The organism is Nitrospira sp. (assembly GCA_037045225.1).
Classification (GTDB): domain Bacteria; phylum Nitrospirota; class Nitrospiria; order Nitrospirales; family Nitrospiraceae; genus Nitrospira_A.
On the sequence record JBAOHZ010000003.1, the window covers coordinates 1 to 19,357 of the forward strand.

The window sequence follows — 19,357 nt, forward strand, 5'->3', positions numbered from 1 at the left end:
CCCTTTATCCACGCAATGTGTTCCAATCAAATGGGCCTTCCAATCCTGTTTATCACGCGCTAGCGCGATCTCCTCCTCAGAGCATTTCCCAATCAATTTGTCTGGGTCCGAATCACAGCAATTGATCAGCGAGCGCCCGATCGTGCTGAAATCACAGGTGCTCCTTTTGCCCGTGAAGATTCGCAGCCGGTCCGGATCCCAATCCTCTTCGACATTCTTCGTCATCGATAACCAGGTTGCCGCTAACGCCAAATTCTGATTTGGGGGAGTGTTGGTATCCACGCAAAAAGGCACTGAACTATCCTGGCTGCCGCATGGGATGGAATCCGGCGGCAGGGTCTCCGCTGCGGATTGAGCTGTCGTCACTGCACCGCTCGTCCGTAGGTCCCATCCATCACGGTCCACCCTGCTCTGCCGTATTTTGGTGTACCTCTCATCGCTACCGGCGGCCGTTCCGCCAGCCGTACTCAAACTTCCAGGATCATCGTAATACTTCTCTTCGGCAGCCCCAGAACACCCTGCCGTGACACAGCCCGGCGTTCCTGAGTACTGCGGTACTCTTGTCATGTTCGGCGCCAAAATCCCCCCACCAATCAAGCCTGAGGCCTTTTGCCCCTCCACCTCGCACTTTGCTTTGAGGTAGAGATCATCAATCCCACTGCAATCTGCGCGGGCCTCCACGACACCACACACCAGACAGATCGCGAGGCAAATCCCCATGAGCATGCGCTTCATCACAGACAGCCTCCCCTAGCGACGCGTGCCTAACCGAGCCGTATCCAATGAGGGCACCGTCATCTCGTCCATCCCTACTGCTTCTCCCAGTGAATTTCCGTCCGGCGGATGTCGCGGAGACTGGTCGCTTGCAACGAAGGGGGACAGTTCACCGGCCAAAATCGTCCCAAGCGTGTCACGATCCATAAACTGAATCGGCGTTCCCCGCATGATGATTTGTGCCATCCCCCACCCCCAGTATCGTGCCGTCACTTGATGAATCTGAATGTCGAAACCAATTATCAGGTCAGCCCCCAACGCCGCAGCGCTTTGCGCAAGCCTATTCACCATGCTCTGAGTCGCATGGACGATCGGACTGTCATACGTCTTCGCGCGCCCTCCCCAGAAATCCGTGAATCGGACCACGGCATCCCGCCAAGAAGCGATCCCGACGGTCTCGATCTGAATCAACGCCTGAAAATACCGATAGGTATGTCCGGGAATGACATCGACCGTAAGAATTTTCATTCGGGCCTATCGCTTTTCGGTATCAGACGGTGACGCCTCAGCCTTCTTCTGAGCATCCGCGTCAATACTGATCGTCAATGTGTTCATCGGCGCGGCCATCACTTCGCCATCAGTGGGCGGAGGTAGGACACGACCAGGTGAGGCTTTCCCCGCCACCCCAGAAGCCAGCGGCGCCGATACCGGTTCCGCGTTTTGCCCATTTCCCCCACGGAAGCCATCCAGAAAACGCCGCAACCATCCTTTGTCCGCATCGGGCTTGGCTCTAGGCGATTCGACCTTAGCCTCTATCACCCTCTGAGGAACGGGCATCGGCGCATCCAGTTTGGCAGGGACAGTAGTCGTCGCCACTGGACTTGGAGCGACCGCTAGGCTCGTCCCGCTCGGTTCAAGACCCGAGCCCCCAGCGCCTAAGCTCCCCTCCATATTCGGACTGCCAGCCTTGGCGACAGGTTCCGTTTTGGGAGCACTTCCTGACTTACCCTCACCCAACTGGACACGCGTTTTCTGGACGTCGGGAGCACCCCCTCTAGCCTGCAAGGACTTCCCAAGTTTCCCAATCGACAGTTCAACACGTTCGAAGCGATTGGCTAAGGCGACCGTCGTTTCTGTGAGGGTTTCGATCTTCCCCGCAATATTTTGCAGGCGCGCATCGACCCCGGACAGTTGTTGCGCCTGCTGCGCAAACTGCGCCCGTTGGGACTCGTACTGATTCTGGGTGTCTTTCACCACACCCTTCACGGTTAGGATGTCCCCCTGCAGTGTTTCCGCTTGAGCCTTCAACCCCATCTGCTCCTGCGCGACATGCCGATACACCTGGGACACGTTATCGACTCGATGGGACAGCTCGTCATGCTCGGTCTCCATGACTTCCTTCACCGCGAGTTGATGCTGGTACTTGGTTTCCAAATCCTGATATTCCCCGGCGCTGACGCAACCGGACAACACTGCGAGACTAACGACCGCCATGCGTTGCCACATACCGTGCTCCTTTCATACGACAGGGTTGACTGACTCTCTTTTCCCTACTGATGGAGAAATGCCTTCACCGCGCCCCGCGGTTCATACTCCGTCACCGTCACGCGGGCGACATGACCGATGACATCATGCAGGGCCACTACGAGATCATCGACGGCCTGAAAATGTTTCACATACGGGCTGAGATCTTCTGCTCGGAGACGAATGCTATTGAGCGCGTTATCCAGTGCGCGAATCACCGGCACCAGTCTCACCGTGTCTCCGACCCGTGGCGTAATGACCCGCGCATTGCGCCTCGCCGCCATCACGCTCCGCTCTTTCAGATCGGGATACGGCTCCTGGGGAAGCAACTCGAACTCCCCCACTCCAAGTTCTCGTAGGATCCCCTTTGCCCGCGCCACCCATTGCTCCACACGAGCCAACTCGTTGCGCACTTGCTCAATGGAGAGCTGAGATCCTGCTGCCCGCCGAAGCCGATGAATTACCTTGTCGAACATGTACAGCATGGAGACACAGGCCATCCCCGCCTTTGTTTGTGGTAAAAGGAGCACCGAATTCGGATCTTCCAGCCGCCGCTTGTTCTCCTCCGCCCGATCGGGCCTTCGTCCATTCGTCGGAGATGCGCTCCGAAGAGACTGGCCCTCGCGCCGTACCATCCCCAGTTGTCGCTCTGCGTCCACCCCATGAGCCATGCCTCACCTCCTCGATTACGCCCGAGCTGTCTTCCCCAGATCCGCTTCGTCCACGAGCACCAGTCCATACCCGGTCAATTTGCTGGCCACCGCAGCATTCATCCCCTTGCGACCAAGAAACTGTGCGATCGTGCCCCGTTCAACAATGACTCGCGCCTGATGTTCTTCCCGATACACGTCCACTCGTCGCACTGACCGACTCGGGGCAGGCGCTAATGCCTCGCGAATGTAGGCTTCCACCTCCGTGTGATACTTCACGAGTGCGATCGTGCGGGATGTGTAGGTCCGGAACTCGTACAACAGAGGCTTGCAGGTCGCGATGACATCTTCCCCCGTGCGATAAGTCTCGACCGCAATCTTCACAAACGACGCGGCTTGAGCCGTCGCCACACGCTTGATGTGCACATGGTCGTCCGCCAACACCGGAGCCAGCACTAACTCCGCAATACGGCGGAAGTAGTGCATCGATCGCTGCGACAGCATCGGAAACTCGTCACCGACCTTGTAAACAGCTCCCATCAATGAGTCGCGTACCTTGTACTGACGGTCGGCATACTGATGCGGCAAGATGGCGTACCTCCCGATGGAATCCGCCCACAGCAGATATGCGCTGTGCCCCGGATCCATCCGAATGACCCGAGCCATCACTAAGTCTCCCACCTGCACCATTCGTCACTCGCCTGTGCTATAGTTTTTCGACCTGTATACGCACTTGCCACCTGCGTGTAGTTCGAGACTCGGTCTCACAACTATGCCCAACAGGTATTACCGGATCACTCCCACTCCGCTTCTATCCTCATCCAGAGGGAAGATCCGCTCTCTTGCGTACCTTGCTTGGCTGTGGTCTAGTCGGACGATCAGCGTGCTCCTCCTCGTGCTCGTCACCTTGGTATCTTGTGCCCCCGTCTTCACGCCGACCACTTTGCAGAACTTCAAAGAATCGCGTGAAACCACCTCAACGACGGCTGTAGAACGTCCTCGATTGGCACTATCACCCCACAGCGATGGCCTGGGATGGACGGTGAGAGTCACCCAAACCGTTGAGGAGACGAATCGGATCAAGCGAGAAGAAGTCTGGGGAGGATATACCTATGAACGTCGGCTCAATCTTGTCACGATGGTGGGAGGGGGACTACTGTGCGGTCCAAATCTCCTGTTGAATACCCTCTTTTCCATAGGAACACCAAACCAGCCCGGATGGAGTTCACCATGGCAATACTGCCTTGCCGCCGCCGGCTACGACGTGCCTGGCCGCGCCGATACCCGAACTCGGATCGCTGATGACCTCGATCCCCAGGTTCAGACTGTTACGCGGATAATTGTGGACGGTGACCTTCGGCTCACTTTTGCCGCCGATGGACGGGACCGCATTGGGATTGCCGTCCCTGTAAGTAAGGATTCTCAAGGGACGCACATCCGCCTTCGATGGCTTGCACAGGCCTTACGGGAACACGGCGTGAATCCTGCCGACGTCCCAGACGGGACCGTCGAAATTTCCTACAGTCCAACTGTCGACAACCCCGGCCCGACCACACAGTTGCCGATCGACGGGCACGTACTCACCGCCATGCTGCAGCACGATCTCGCGGTGCTCCCCCAAGATCGCTGGCCGAAGCAGCCTCGCCTCAGGCTGGCGGTCAACAATGACTGGGGACACGAACAGTCCCAGTTGATAGTAGACAGGCTTATTGGCCGTATGAAGGAGCGCGGCCTTCCGCTGGTCGTCCGAAACGAACGGTATCGGAAACTAGTTCCTGTCCAGGTCCGGCAACTCGCTCCGTTCTTTACTGATGAGCGGCAACCGTCAGCCGGCATGGGCACCGGAGCCAATCTGCTCGTATCCATCGACATCGCCTCTGCTTCAGATCAGGGGCTGCTGCTCACCACGACTCTTGTCTCTGTTGAGACAGCACAAGTGCTGGCTCAGTTTGTCCTCGAATGTCCGATCAACGCCGTCGCGCCAACGGCCGAAACTCTGGCGGCAGTCGTCACCGATCTCGTCCTGCCCCATGATCCCACTCTCACACGGGGATGGTTCGTCACACCATGACACGATATGGCACATTCCTCATCTGCTTCCTCGCCACCAGTGCGGTCGGGTGTTCGTCTCTCATACTCTCCAACATCCCGGTGCCGGGAGAAAATACCTCGACTCGAGAAATCGCGCGCACTCCGATCGATGTACCAGAGGTTACCCTTACACCCCATCACGATCAGCAACGCCTCACCATTCGCGTGACACAACGCTCCCAAATCACCCTCGAGACGGACACGCCGATGCAGGCCGAGGCCCGACGCTATGTGTTTTCGCCTACCGCTCCCCTTGCCGGCGCTGTTCATTGTCCGGTACTGACTGTTGCCTACGTGATTTCAGCCGGACACCTAGGCTCACAATCTCTTGCTCCCGCCTGCCGACGGCTCCTGATGCAGGAGCCTCTTGCCGGATCGCCGCGGGTTGCCGCCGAGATCGAACACCGCTACGAGACACGCACCACAACAGAGCCCGTGCGCTACGCCACACTGAGAGTGGCATGGGACGATGCGATACATCCGCCACTGGTCTATGACGTGAATCCCGATGGAGAGGTGTCCATTCCTCAACACGCACTCCGTTCGGGGACGGAGCGCGACCCGTCGACGCTTCCCACACTGTCTATCCTCGTCGACAATCGCGTCCTCTGGACTCATCGCCTTACTCCTAGCGAGATGACACCAAGTGGCCCATTGCCAGACGAACCGAACACGGCAGGTACGAGCTGGCCACCGATCGTCGCACTCGTCCTCGAACCGCTCGATGGCGCTGCACCACCTGCGTTGAGAGCATGGGGACGTTTGGTGACACAGGCTTTATTAGAACGCCACATCTGTGTGGTCGCACCAATAACCTTCGCGAAAGACTTACAGGATGAGCTGCTACTCCACCAATCCGGGCGGATCAGTGACCAGACGGCTGTTCACTTTGGCAAATGGATACCCGCCTCTGTGGCGCTCACCATCAGAAACGGGGCCGCCAATCAGGGAATAGCTATTCTAGAATTTGTGGATATTCAGAGAGCGGAACGAATCAGATACGACGTCCTACGATATAGTAGCGACTGGAAAGAGGATGCGCAGATGCTGAAGGCCTATATGCAAACAGTCTTCCCCAAAGGATATCAATCCTGCTCATAGCAATCTCACTTCGCATCCTGTACCTCAAGCACGCAATCGCCATACACAGTGATCAGGAGTGAACCTGGATACATCGTGATGGCCTGTTTATCCGACCCACTCTTCGACATGTCCCCAACAGATGTCTCAATCCTAGTGTTTAAGAGCGCACGCCCCTTTGTCACATCTCGACAATAGCCTACAAGTTCATCCAATACCGCCAGGGCATTGGCCTCGAAGGATGGCCTAAAACGTTTTGAAAGCACGGCGATCGTCGAATGACCTGCCATCTTTCCAGGAATTGCTGATCCCACAAATGCGCCTAGCCAGTTATCTGTTCTGGTCTCTCCTATCGAAGGGTGAGCGGAAAACACGAATAGAAAACTTAGACTCAAAACACTACCCGACCGAAGCAGCCTCATAGCGGTCTCCATAGATCCGACTGGTAATCGTAGTCAGTTACTTGTTGCTACCGGTATTCACATCCGGTGATGACTGTTTCGGAATCTTCAACAGCGACTCTTGGCCTTCCTGCCACTTCGGCATAGCCCCAAAGGCACTCGACGCCTCTTCACCCATGATACCGATAGCCGATGTGCGTACCGCATTATACGCGGCATTGGCAGCAAAATTCTGTAATTCCTCGGGAGACATGCTTTGTGCCCGACCCGTCTTTTCCAAATGTTCGACAGAACTGCGCGCAAACGAGATAGCATTATCCATAACGCCGGAGTATTCTTTCCACCAGGCGCCCATATTTTGATGCGAGTCCAAAAGACCGCTCGGTCCCCCACCTCCACCAGGGCCATTCGGCACGGGTCCACCACCTGGCTGAACCGGTGTTCCTCCAACCCCTCCCCCACCAAATTTCCCCATTCGTCCTTTGAGGATCAAATATCGCGAAGCCCCATCCATTCCGATCCGACCAAATTCAAGCCCATAAGCAATCGCCTCGTCCGTCTGCGTAGGGTTTGAAATATCGGTGCCTTTGGCCGCAAACGCCATTTGGGTAATCGTGAGATTCGCCCCACTATCATGATGAAATTGCACGCGATTGAAGTCATGAAAATCGGAGCCTTTGTGACCGGACGAACTCAGCACATTCCCGCTACCGTCAAGTACATCGTTAACCGCAAATCCATGTGCCGCATACTCATTCTTCGATAGCTCCTTCGTATTTGCAATCACGCTCGCCCCATCAGGAGACTGCGTATACTCCACCACCTGGAAGTGTTCTTGCCCTTGCGCATCTGTGCGGTACTGCCCGATCTTTCCTGTTTGCAAGTCCGTCACTTCGGACGCGATCAACTGACCCGATTGAGGACTATAGTAGAACGTCCCTTGCAGCTCCTTCGTCTGGCCTGGATGCATAGGATCAGGCCACGGTGAAGATGCCGGATTTCCGCTCATTGTTATAGTACTGTGAGTCCAATCCGCCCAACACCGAATGATACAAGACTTCGCGCTGGCCGCCATCATCCTTCATAGGACCAAGGACTTGTGTGTCTATCGCTCCGTTTTTCGCCGCCACGACCTTCACCGTCTGATCAATAGAGCCGCTCATAGCCCCGCTGTTTGGATCCTCCAGTGACCTGGCAATTCCCCACACCTCGTTGCCTTCTCCATCTTTCATAAAAGTGGAATAGGTGTTGTCGGTCACATTGGTAATCGTCCCACCAAGTAGCTTGCGCTCGCCCGTCTCACTGCTGGTCGGGCCGTAGTAGAGATTGGCGTACACATCCATATCGCGATGCCCGTCATTGATCCGCCGCCAGCCTGACTCTTTATCGATCGACTGTACCTCGTTGTTGTACCCTCGTAGGGACTGCTCGAACTCGACGGTCATTTGGCGCGATCCTCTCATCTGATCGCTATACACACTCACCCCGTCTAAGTTTGTGGATGAACTTTTGAAGGCGTCGCCCTGAGGATTAACTGTTACGCCCTGAAAGTTTGATAGCGAGTGAGTCCCCCCAGGAGCACTATATGTTTCCTGTGCACCGATAGATTGAACAACGCCAGATTCAGTTCGTTCAATCACATCTCGGAACTCGTTTCCTGAGGCCCCTTTAAACGAGACAAGACTACCGTTATCAATCAGCCCTGTCACATCGCGAGCCGGTGCCCCCGGTTCCTGAGCATACCCATGAAACATCTCGATTTGATGTCCATCTTGTCCCATCGTATTTAATTGGGTGAACTGACCAGACAAATGCGTGCCATCCATCAGATTACGTTCCCCGGAAATACTCTTGGTGCCTCCCTCCCGCCCATCAAAGAAGCTTACCTGGCCGTCATATAACAGCGCATTGGCTTGAAACGCCGGCGACCCTGGCTTGCTATTGTCGATCGCCGAGCCGAAGAAGGCTGTCGGCACTCCTGGTTGATTGGCTTCCCCATGGCTCAGAGCCGTGAACGTGCCGCTCAGGGTGTAGGAACCGACCGTGTGGGTGTCGTGGGCAACACCGCTCGTGCCTGACTCAAAATGTTCCGTGGCTTCAACCAAGAACTGTCGTCCTGATGCATCGGTGCCCAATGTTCCTGTCACTGTGTGCGTGTGACCACCCTCATCACTGGTCAGACTGTAACTGGAATAGATGTCTCGCGGATGCACCGGGTCCGAGCGATCGACTGACCCAAACGCCCTGACATATCCCTCCATCGGCCGAGTCACCCCATCTTTCCCTAAGACCATCTGTTCCGCTTGCCCAGTCTCCACAAAATAATTGGAACCGTCAGGGGAAACGAACGATTCCCTGTGGACGCCGGCCTCCGTATCCTTGTTGTCAAATCCTCGGACGGCCCCGCCCTCGGTCGCCAGAAAATGAAACTGTCCATCGCGTTCTACCAGTCGCCCGGTATACGATTGTTTCGCCCCCATCGTGCTCTGAAATGTCGACTGTGTGAGGGTGTCTACCCGCTCGCCTGGCCCACGCTCACCCATCATCTGGACAAATCCGGCATCGGGACGTGTCTCGCCCGCGACTTCCAAAAACAACGGCACATTCCCCGATCGTGCAAAACTTTGACTACCGTCTTCAGCAATCGTACGCGTCTCGGACAGGCCTTTCCGAACGGATTGTTCCGTGCGCGCCACTAATTCTCCGGTATCCTGATTTTCCTGCACAAGCACGCTCTTCCTGGAGCCATCCTCCCCCATCGTATCGAAGCGATGCTCCACCATCGAACCAAACACCGAGGTTTGTGCATCGACCTGCTTCCCGGACTGTGGATCAAACATCTTGTGACGGAACACCCCACTCAGCAGATGCCCCTTTGAATCCATTGCATACTGTCCTTCTGGCCCCTTGTAGTTCTGAATGCCGTTCGCGCCAATACTGGTGATGCCGCCCTGGGAGTCGTGGATCTCACTCGTGCCGGATTGACTATCCACACGAAACCCACCCTGACCAGTCGGCACAGTCATCTGTGGTTCGACGTCATGGCCGATCATCTCGCCGAACTGGGCCCCACGCTGTTCGTGTCGATAGGACGGGCCTTCCTCCAAATTGGCACCAAGCCCACGCGAGAACTGTCCTCCCACTTGCCCCGCGACGGTTTCCGCAGTCCGCGATCCTGCCAGGATCGATCCCAACACCTGGCTTCCGCCCCACATCAGACCGAAACCGATCGCTGGCACGAGCCACACATAATCTGCGGCTGTGGAATTCAGCATGGCGACATGTTCATTGATTCTGTCTAACGTTGCATAGTTGACGGATTGGCCAACCCCGTTTGAGCTCAGGATCGCGCCGAGCCGGCTTCGCGCTTCCCAAAACATGACAAAATTCAGCACGGCATACAGAGGCGACCAGGTCTGGAGCCACATGAACAAGCGCCAATAGGTGCCCATCAACCGTGACATCCCAGGCGAAATGGCAAGCACTAGGAGGAACGGGGTCATGATGTACACAACCCCTTCCACAATGGTCCGTAATAGCGGTACGACCTTTTGAGCGACATAGGACTTCGAGTAGCTTTGGAACTTTAAGTCCTTTTGGATCGCCTGCTGCTGCAAAAGCACAGTGTCCGCAGTCGCCGCGCGCCGTTTGGCATCGGCGGATTCGGCGTTTTTCCACGCATGGATGAGCAGCACATTATTAATCATGTCTCGGGCCGATTGCCCGACGGATAACAAGAGATTCGCCCGGATGTCCTCAGTGAGCCCTTCCTCATCGCCGGTGGCCGGATCAAGCTGCAACTGTGTCCGCAAATGCCGCATCGCCCCTTCGTAGTCAGGCTGCCCGGTGGTATACGCAGGAAGGATGAGAGAACTATAGAAGTCGGGACACACCCGCGGGGCCGCTTCCAACGTCCCACCTGTATATCCGAGTGCCGTGAGTGCGTTATTCGTAGCCCCGATATCATTGAGCAGATTCGGAGAATTCATCAGCGTACCGAGGTTCTTCTGGAGCAGGCCCACCTCCCGAAACACACACATCATAAAATATGAATCGGTATTGCGGGCCAGATCCGAGTCTTGCAATCTCGCATTGAGGACTTTTTGCAGATCGAATAGCGGGCGATTGAATGACGCTTGTCCCTGGGTATATTGCACGGGCATCGGAAACGACGCTTCGACAAGCTGAGTCGTGTAGTACCCTACTTGCCCCGAGAGGTATGCCGGTAACGCGATCGCCAGCGGCACACTGTTCACAATTTGATCGGGCACATCGGGATTGACTTGGTCTTCCACGGACACGTCGACCGTGATTCGGACACTGACAAAGAGAATGAAAAAGGCCCCGACGACCAGCGGGACCAAGAAGCGCCGATTGAACACAAAATACACGAGTCCGAACATCGCGAAGACAAGAAGTGCGAGCTCCATCAGGCTTTCGAAGCGTCCGGTGGTCATCATGATCCGGATGCCCAGTAGAATCTGCGTCAGCACATCGCCGTTGCCAAACGTATAGATCGTCCACATGATGCGCTATCCTCTCCCTCACATCGCAGACAGACTTACTCCGACTACCGCAGCGATCGCATTTCGCCCTGCGTCTTCGTCAACTGCATAAGCTGGTTGATGTTATTCACCATACGTTGCCGCTTCGCGAGACTCTCACTAGCCCCCCTTAGGATCTGATGCAGCCGCCCCTGAAAGTCTTGCAGATTGCCTGGCCACTCGGGTTTGACCTTTTGGATATAGCTAACGTTCCTGGACGTTTCGGTGGCCGCCCACTTCACCCATTGATACCCCATGTCCGCAGCGACCACTTCTGAAGACAATCGCGCAATCTGATTGCCGACATCCCGTGGACGCCCATAATCGGCGAGCATGGTCAGAATGGGGACCGGGGTCATGTTGATGATTTGCTGATCTGTCGCGCTGATCGCTGAGCCGGAGTAGAGGTCTTCGATCAGGTTACTCATGGACGTATACACGCGACTCTCGAATCCTTCGATATCGGTCGCGTCAGTAATCGTGGGGTTCAAACATTCCGAGTCGCCCCCACAATTAAACACTTTCACCACGTCGCCCAGATGACTATCGACCAGCTGTTCGAAGGTCATCGTCGGATCGCGGGTTTGAACATCGCCATCGTTCCCGACAATAACGGTCCCGGTGACCGACATCACCATGACGATGAGATTCTGATCCAGGCCAGCCTGCGTCAGGACATCCCACACCAGATTGCCAGTGACATCGTATTCCGTGCCTTTCAATGCTGAGGCCGCATCCGCATTCGACTGGTTCTTGACGGTATCCCGGTCTTCAAACACGTCTCCAATGGCGCCGCCCGCTTCCTTCATCTTCTGCCAGGCATCGCCGAATCGACTCGCGAGCTTTTGTTTGGAGGCTTCGTTCCCGGCTAGCGCTTTGCCCAATTCAATCCCTGTTTGACAGGGTTGGATCCGTCCCGCAGCATTGAGCGCTCTCGCAGCCGCTTCAATCTTGTTGAGCACGTCCGCGCAGTCTTCACAAATGGCTTTCATCGCCAGCTGGAAAGCGTACCCCAAGACGGCACCGGTCCCGATTTGCTGCAGCAATTGGACGTACCGATCTAGTTTGCCGTAGGAAAACGAGCCCAGGTAAACGTCGATGCCCTGGCAGCCCACGCTCAATCGCGGCGGGGCAATCGACCACAACCGCATCGGGTCCTGCCACAAACGGACCGAGACCCCGCCGCCGCTGAAGTAGCCTCGACTTTGACTTTCGTAGGCACCTGGAGGACTCGTGATCCCGACACCCCACGACGTGAACATGTTCGTAAGGGCATCATTCATCGACTGCGCCTGTACCAGGGGAGGCCAGACCAGTACTGCCCACATACACACTCCCACCAGAATCAGTTTGCTTCGCATCGTGTGTCCTTTATCCCTGAGACCGTCGCTCGCCCAACAATCCTCGGTTACGCAACAACACCAGCAAGCGCTCCCGTAGATCCGCATTCGTCATGAGACCGGCTCCGAGCGGCTTTAAGAAGTTCTCCTCAGGAATTGCCAGATAAATCATGGGCACCATATGCACGCCCACATTCTCCGCCATGCCATTGTTAGTGGCGGGCTGCGGGTACTCCGGCAATCCCACCCCGTCCAGCGACACAGGTTTCACCGTCAGTCCGTAGGTATCGGCAAAGACCTTCAATACCTTGGACTGTTCTTGACAAAACGGGCAGGTCGAGGTGAAGAAGAAGAACAGTCCGACCCGGTCGGCTGTGCCCGCCAGAAGCTGCTCTTCGGTGTTCCGCTTGATCTCGGCTTCGACGCTATGCCCATAGGTGGACGTGGGGTGTTGCGACGCATAGTCGAGTTTGGGGTCCGTGTACATGGCGATCTGCCATGCATCGGTGAAGCGTTGCGAGCGGTCATACGCTTCCTTTTGCACTTTGATGTAAGTCGTCACATTCTCGACCGAAGGATGATCCAACGCGCGTTCCTTCTTGGCCGACACCAGTTCACGCAATACCGTCATCGGAAGGGCGTTCAACTTCACGCCCTCGACCGAAAGCCCCTTAAACAGAGTTCGGTACTTCGACGGGTCCAGCCAAGCCTCTGGTGGTAAGCTATCCATCGTAACGGGGACAGGACTCTCTTCTGCGTCCTCCTCTGCCTCGGCTGACGGGTCCTGATAAGAGAACCACCCCTGCCTGGGATGGTCGATAAAAGTCTGAGACCCAGGAGGCTCAGCGGCCAGCACAGCGCTGCTCACCCCTCCCACCGAGCAGAAGGTCACGCAATACCAAGCTAGAGCATGCAGCAGTTTTGTCGTTTCCATAGCAGCCACACAAAATCCTCTCCAACGGCTGGCACGATTTTCCCGAGCCCCCACATCATGAGTGTCCGTCCTAGAGGCTGACAGCACGGGGGAGGGAGTCCTGTGTTTGGAATCGGCCAGAGTAATTGAAACTTGTACTGGCTTTTCACAATGAGTGCGGTCGGGATGTCCTCACACAGCAGCGGACCATTAGCGGAGGTCCAAAACTCTGTTCCCGCGCGGGCCAGTTTCGCTAACAATCGCGTCATCGACAGCGCGGCAGGTTTGAGGTCCCCATCCGCTCCTGAGACATGCCCAGTCGGCGGATACATGAATCCAAAGCTCCCGGCGCACCAGAACAGCGGATCAATTGGGAAACCGACTGCTGCAGCTACCGAATCGGCCGCGCAGGCCGCGAGTGCCACCGGATTGGCCAGGACCAATGCCTCCGGAAAGAGAATGAGTGAAATCAGGTCGTCGTCCCACAAGGGATCAATCTCGGAGGCATAGGCCAAATCGATTTCGTCTGCGATCCCGGTAGGATTCAGACACAGAATGTCCATTCCGATACCAACGATGGCCCATAGGGGAAAAACGAAATAATGCACATGAAAAAAGGCATAATTTAGCTCGGAGTCCATCTGTGTCGTAGCCATGCCACGCCCGATGTAACTGAACCCCCCGGCCAAAGACACACCGAGCGTCGGAAAGCACAGTGGATCGTGGACCGCCTCGACAAGATTCTTCGGCTCCCAGATCCCCAGAGGTAGCCCAGGAATGCAGATCGGACCAAGACACACACACCCACACAACTGCGGCGGAAACGGGGCGTGTCCAGGACCGATGGCCGGTTCGGTAAAATCTTCTCCCAGGTTAAACACCGTGACCCCGCTGAGAGAAATGGGAAACATGCACTCCCAACACGTCGTAGCGAGACTATTCGCCAACACATTGGTCCCTGTCGTGCACACCGCCTCTGCAGAGCCCGACGGCCACAGAGTCGCCACGCCGATCAGGACACAACTCAGGCAGACCAGCAGCAGCATATGCTGTATCCGTCTTTTCGAGAGCTTATTCATGAATCGCCACCTCCTCCACCCGCAGATGCCGACCTAGCTGAGAGACGATACTGGGTACCGCACCGACCCCCATGCGACTGACAAGCAGAGGATTCGCCCAATAGACCCGCTGATGAAGTTGCTCCATCACTTTCTGCACGTCGCCGTCAGAGATGATCAGCTTCACAAACTTCGGATCATGCTCTTTTAAATACTGCTGCACCCAACCTACCTGCGAGGAACTGGTGCCATCGAAAAACACCAGAGTTCGAATCCACCGTACCTTGTCGAAGGGATTAATTTTGGTGCCGGACTTGATCAACACCGTGTTCGTCGTGGGGTCCTTAATATCCTCGGGATACTCGACCGTTGGATCAACGAGCACGACCCTCGCTTCTTCGGCATGCGGAAGGGCCAACCCTGGGCCCTTTGCGAACTGACGTTTGAGGGCGTCGCCAGACCGCCGTTGAATATCCGGCCAATCCGCCTTCGCCAACCGCTCCTTCATCACATCGATCATGTCCCGCTCCGCGATGTCGGCTCCACGTGCGTCGCCCTGCACCTTCACACTCCGCCCAATGGTCGGAACCTGTGGCGGAGCTTCTTCCGTCGGCCCCCCCTGAAGAAACCCTCGGTGCCGGCGCTCGAACCATTCGATCCATGGCGTCACACCGGCCTGTTCCTTCGACAACAACGTCAGGAGATGCGCGACCGAAGCTCCTCCGCTCGCTATTAGGAATTTCTCGTCTTTCACAAACACCAGGGCCGGAACTTCTGCCGCACCAACCGTCCGGTAAATGACTGGATCAATCCCGATTCCAACCAGCAGTGAGTCATCTGGATGATCCCCGGTGAAGAGCAGATGCTTGATCCGCTCCTGTGTAACCTTGAACGAATCCTGCACCAGTCCACGCAAGAGCACCTTGGCGCCCAGTAATTTCGCCTCTCGCAGGTAGTCTTTGAGGGTGTCGTTCGGTAACGAGAAGGAGAGTAGAAGGTAGACGCCGTCGCGGCGCACTTCTTTTGGTGACTCCTGAGGACGCCCATGCCGCAACGCTTGGCGCGAGTACCTTGCGATGTCCTGCGCCATCTCCTCAGGAGATGGGATACTTGGACGTACTGCTGATTGCGAGTTTCCCGCGAAAACAGAAGACCCGATGCTCAGAAGGGAGAGCCCTGCGACCGCTACCACACAGACAATACCGCTCGATACGTTCACGGTACCTCCATTTCAGAATGTCTGTATGGAGTATTACCGACCTAGCTAGATGAGTGGTGTCACCGTGCCGAGAATATCCGCCTTCCGAATTAGGCCATAGTACCGAGAGTCGAACGACCGCGGGTGTGGCAGCGCCACATAGTATTCCCCTTCCGGAATAACCTCCGGAAGTGACGCTAAATCGATCCGTTGCCCGTAACGATCGATCCCAAATCCACGCCCCACGGATTGCCCGTTGATATAGACCTCGTCCTCTTTGATCACGATATGGTCACCCGGCACTCCAACGATTCGTTTCATCCACCGATTCCCCACGTCCGCATAGTCACGGTGTAAATGGCCTGGCTGCACGCGTTCCACGTAGTCCCGCCGCATGATGAACGCCACGAGATCCCCTCGTCCTACGGGCTGCCCTTTTTGAATGAGGAAAAAGTTATGGTGCGGCCAACTCCCGCTCATGCGAGCGGCGACCTCATACCAAGGGGCGATAACGCCGGCAGTAATAATCGCACCACAGAACAACATCAACCCCACATGCGTCCAGCGATGCCGATCAAGCCAGTCGAGGATTGTCGGCGCCCGCTTGAGCACGTTCAGCAGCGATAATGCATTGAATAGCTTCATCGATGGAGAGCTCCTTTGGTCCTTCTTTTCTCACGCGATCAATCATCGACAGTTCATCCGGATTCGTCGTAAACAACAGCTGTGTCTCACGCGGCACGGTTAGCCTGCAAATGCCTCTCCCAAATGGGGTGATCATAAAAATCTCAGAGTACTCCGTGGTCTTTGTGACGGATGACAGGAGTCGGTATTCCATTTCCGACAATACAATGCGCCCATTGTTCCTAAACGCCGCGATGCTTTCGGTCTTTTGCTTGAGCAGTCCCACAAATTCCGCATTTTCAAGCAAATAGCGCCCAACATCCCGCATCTTGTCGTAGTAGTCGTTGATGCCCTGCGTGATGGTGATCATTGAGCCACCGGACTTCCGGACCCGGCGCGCGCCGGTTTCAAAAAACGCAGCGGTATTCCCTCCCTGAGACAACAAATCCCACGCCTCATCTAGAATGACGAATTTCCGCCGGCCACGGTTCTCCTTTTTGTACATCACTGCCTGGATATTCATCTGCATCTGCAGGAGAATGACTGACCGTAACTGCTTCTGTTCATTCAATCCGTCGAGTTCAAGCACCACAAAGTCATTTTCAAAATTGACGTTGTTCGCCCCGTTGAAGAGATGGGAATACATACCCCCCTTCGCATAGGAAGCCAGCACACGCGCGAGATCTCTGGCTCGAGGATCAGTCATGCTCTTCAACACCTTGTGTACCGAATCCGGACATCCCTCACATCCCTCTCCTTCGAGTACGCGCATGATCGCCTCTTCGATGAACGAGAGCTCGACATCGGAGAGCGGGCGCGAAGGTGACGCCATTTGCGCGTGCAACGCTTTGAGGGTCGCCAGTTCATCGGCTCGGTCACTTGGATCGTCAACCCCGCCGGCATTACTCCCCCAATGCACAAGTTTGCTGAACGGATTAAAACAAAGGCGTTGAGCGTTTGCGCCGTACTGGATGTATTGCCCCTTGAGCAACTCCACAAGTTTGACGTAGCTGAAGCCAGCATCGATGACCCACACCTGGCCACCAATACCCAAGTAGCTCTTGATCCAATTGTTCATAAAGAACGATTTACCCGCCCCCGATGTCGCTGCGATCGCCATGTTGTAATTCGTCTGTTGATTGGCGAACACATCCATGGTGATCAATTGACCTGAACGAGACGTCAGCAGCACCACTGGAGCTCCTCCCCCCTTCCAGTCAGCCACAATGGGGCAAATATGCGCCGGGACCTCGGTATGGTAAGTCTTCATTCGTCGCAGACCATCAATGAGCGCTTTGTCGTCCGACGGTAGTCCGAGGGGTAGACCCGTCATAAGGATTTTCCATCCAATGAAGTGATCTTCCTGCAAGTTGATATCCTTCGCCCGATAGAGAGCCCGAAGGGCGCCTGTCTGCTCCTCCACATGTCGCGGTGTATCCCCATACAGAACGACCTGGAAATAGGACCCTATGAGCTGTCTGCCATTTTCAAGTTGCGCTTGGACGCCATTGAAATGATCCAATTTGAACTTGAGGGAGGGAATGAGCCCCAGAAGAAACCCACTGGCCTGCTGATTAATAATGACGTGCTTCTTTCGTAACTTGCCTTTCGCTTTGACCTGGTCAAATTTCAACACATTCAGCGTCAGAAAAAATGGACAGGTAATTTGATCGGTGAACCGGATCAAGCTCCCAATCAACTCGCGATTGTTCCCGCCATGCCACTGCACAGGCCAGGACTGAACAGTCAGCGTCTTGAGAAACTTTCCGTCCAGTTCAATCATCTTGGTGCGAAGCGTCGCCTTCGTATCGAGACGGACCGCCTGATCTCGTATCGGCAGTTGGTCGCTGTACGCCGGCGGCCGACTCTCCCAGCTGTGGCCCGGATTGAGCAACACATGCAAGAGACTCAATAATTGCAGCGGCCCTACGCGCTCGGGCAATAATCCCAACGTGTTCAATTGCCCCTCAATGCCCGACACCGCTTGATGAATCCGCTCGTCTTCCCATCCTTGCGCCGTCGTTTCCTGCGTTGGGAACGCCACGGATACATACACCGTGAAATCTCGTGGGCGCAGAGGTGGGTTAGACGTCAGTTGTGTATCTCTGGCATGCAGATAGAACTCTGCGGTCTTTCTCGCATCAGCTACATAACGTTCCCCTGCCTGACCTCGTTGCGCCAGAATCACGTGATTGTCCAGATATGGCTCGATAATGGGGGACGCATGAAGCATGAATTGAAACGTGGTTCCAATTGGCAGGTCCGACTCGAAGAGATTCGTCAGCTTCTGAATAGACTCTTCCGACAATCCCAGTAGGGGCTTGCTAGAAAACACCACACCGATGCGCCCATCATCCAATCGATAGACCTGATTGGTGTCATCCCAAGCCTCATAGGGCAGCCAGTCACTGATGGCTGTCCGATCGACCAGCTGCTTTACCTTCCACTCAAGGATCGTTGACATATTCGCTCCTCTGGGTTCCTTCCACTACTGGGGTGGCAGCGGCCCATCATCGGTCAGATAATTGGACGCCCCGGTCTGAGGGAGCTGAGGAAATCCCTGCGGCATGATGCCACCCGAGCCAAGAGGGTTCACGGACATCGGCGCCGAACGTTGTCCAACTTCAGGAACATTCTCCGTCATGGCGTTCGCCGCCGCATTCCCACTGGGTGTTCTCTTTCCGTCTCGTTTCTCGACCATCCGCCCCATTCTCGGATACAGATCCTTTCCATGCCCCGAACTCGACCCAGCACTCACCCCCTGCGCCATGTGTCCGAAAATAAAATCTGGTTCGTCGACAATGAGATAGTGCCGCGACTGATCATGGAGGCGCTTTTTCGTATCCTTCCATGGAAATACCGTCACACGAAGAGCCGACACCGGCGTAATCACCGGCTTGCCTATGGCGCTGTCCGTCTTGCCGCTGAAGATCATCGGAGGAGTGACCTGACCAGGGCCAGAGCTTGAGCTGGTGTCTTGTCCACCGCCCTTTTGGTCTTTCGTGTACTGCGTCACCTTCTGCCCAGCAGAGAACCGCTTCTCGTAGGCTTCCGAGACGGACTCACACGTCGCTTGATCCGGATACCCCTTACAACTGAAATTAGACTCATAGCCCCCACAGCCCGCCAGAAGGACAGACAGGCCCATAGCTACCCCAGATCCCAAGCCGTACCATGATCCGCCTCGTGTGATGTAGCGCCTGATATACCCAGACATCAT

16 protein-coding genes are annotated in these 19,357 nt (G+C 55.7%); 2 read left to right on the forward strand and 14 right to left on the reverse strand.

From position 1 onward, the window contains the following. From traN to V9G17_00105, 5 genes are all read right to left on the reverse strand, one after another. On the reverse strand, window positions 1-735 hold a 735-nt coding region (gene traN / locus V9G17_00085), incomplete at its 3' end, for a conjugal transfer protein TraN (protein ID MEI2750970.1). Window positions 736-750: 15 nt separating this feature from the next. Continuing rightward, on the reverse strand, window positions 751-1,242 hold the full coding sequence (locus V9G17_00090; protein ID MEI2750971.1) for a heavy metal-binding domain-containing protein: 492 nt from the start codon (window positions 1,240-1,242) through the stop codon (window positions 751-753). A 6-nt stretch (window positions 1,243-1,248) separates the two neighbouring features. Beyond that, window positions 1,249-2,220 carry a hypothetical protein gene (locus V9G17_00095; protein MEI2750972.1) on the reverse strand — a complete coding sequence of 324 codons (972 nt, stop codon included), beginning with the start codon at window positions 2,218-2,220 and terminating at the stop codon, window positions 1,249-1,251. 44 nt (window positions 2,221-2,264) lie between these two features. Further along, entirely contained in the window at window positions 2,265-2,909 is a 645-nt protein-coding gene (locus V9G17_00100; protein MEI2750973.1) for a hypothetical protein, read from the reverse strand. Between the two features lie 15 nt (window positions 2,910-2,924). Next, complete coding sequence (locus tag V9G17_00105) at window positions 2,925-3,554, reverse strand: hypothetical protein (GenBank protein MEI2750974.1); 630 nt, start codon at window positions 3,552-3,554, stop codon at window positions 2,925-2,927. Between the two features lie 376 nt (window positions 3,555-3,930). Here V9G17_00105 and V9G17_00110 point away from each other — a divergent pair, with 376 nt between their 5' ends. Together V9G17_00110 and V9G17_00115 are read left to right on the forward strand one after the other, a co-directional pair. Then, window positions 3,931-4,959: a hypothetical protein gene (locus V9G17_00110; protein ID MEI2750975.1), complete on the forward strand. Its 1,029-nt coding sequence runs from the start codon at window positions 3,931-3,933 to the stop codon at window positions 4,957-4,959. Then, on the forward strand, window positions 4,956-6,080 hold the full coding sequence (locus tag V9G17_00115; protein ID MEI2750976.1) for a hypothetical protein: 1,125 nt from the start codon (window positions 4,956-4,958) through the stop codon (window positions 6,078-6,080). The genes V9G17_00110 and V9G17_00115 overlap by 4 nt, the downstream gene beginning before the upstream one ends. A 438-nt stretch (window positions 6,081-6,518) precedes the next feature. Here V9G17_00115 and V9G17_00120 read toward each other — a convergent pair whose 3' ends face one another. From V9G17_00120 to V9G17_00160, 9 genes are all read right to left on the reverse strand, one after another. Beyond that, window positions 6,519-7,343, reverse strand: coding sequence for a hypothetical protein (locus tag V9G17_00120; protein ID MEI2750977.1), 825 nt, complete (start codon window positions 7,341-7,343; stop codon window positions 6,519-6,521). Window positions 7,344-7,434: 91 nt separating this feature from the next. After that, window positions 7,435-10,986 carry a conjugal transfer protein TraG N-terminal domain-containing protein gene (locus V9G17_00125; GenBank protein MEI2750978.1) on the reverse strand — a complete coding sequence of 1,184 codons (3,552 nt, stop codon included), beginning with the start codon at window positions 10,984-10,986 and terminating at the stop codon, window positions 7,435-7,437. A gap of 44 nt (window positions 10,987-11,030) precedes the next feature. Then, a complete protein-coding gene (locus tag V9G17_00130; protein MEI2750979.1) occupies window positions 11,031-12,365 on the reverse strand; it encodes a conjugal transfer protein TraH in 1,335 nt (444 codons plus the stop codon). Window positions 12,366-12,375: 10 nt separating this feature from the next. Continuing rightward, on the reverse strand, window positions 12,376-13,278 hold the full coding sequence (locus V9G17_00135) for a conjugal transfer protein TraF (GenBank protein ID MEI2750980.1): 903 nt from the start codon (window positions 13,276-13,278) through the stop codon (window positions 12,376-12,378). Continuing rightward, window positions 13,248-14,336 (reverse strand): TraU family protein, encoded by a 1,089-nt coding sequence (locus V9G17_00140; GenBank protein ID MEI2750981.1) that lies wholly within the window; start codon window positions 14,334-14,336, stop codon window positions 13,248-13,250. The genes V9G17_00135 and V9G17_00140 overlap by 31 nt, the downstream gene beginning before the upstream one ends. Further along, window positions 14,329-15,405: a TrbC family F-type conjugative pilus assembly protein gene (locus V9G17_00145; GenBank protein ID MEI2750982.1), complete on the reverse strand. Its 1,077-nt coding sequence runs from the start codon at window positions 15,403-15,405 to the stop codon at window positions 14,329-14,331. The genes V9G17_00140 and V9G17_00145 overlap by 8 nt, the downstream gene beginning before the upstream one ends. A 174-nt stretch (window positions 15,406-15,579) precedes the next feature. Further along, complete coding sequence (gene lepB / locus V9G17_00150) at window positions 15,580-16,158, reverse strand: signal peptidase I (protein MEI2750983.1); 579 nt, start codon at window positions 16,156-16,158, stop codon at window positions 15,580-15,582. Further along, window positions 16,088-18,601, reverse strand: coding sequence for a type IV secretion system protein TraC (gene traC / locus V9G17_00155; protein ID MEI2750984.1), 2,514 nt, complete (start codon window positions 18,599-18,601; stop codon window positions 16,088-16,090). Before traC ends, lepB begins: the two co-directional genes overlap by 71 nt. A gap of 24 nt (window positions 18,602-18,625) precedes the next feature. Beyond that, entirely contained in the window at window positions 18,626-19,357 is a 732-nt protein-coding gene (locus tag V9G17_00160) for a TraV family lipoprotein (GenBank protein ID MEI2750985.1), read from the reverse strand.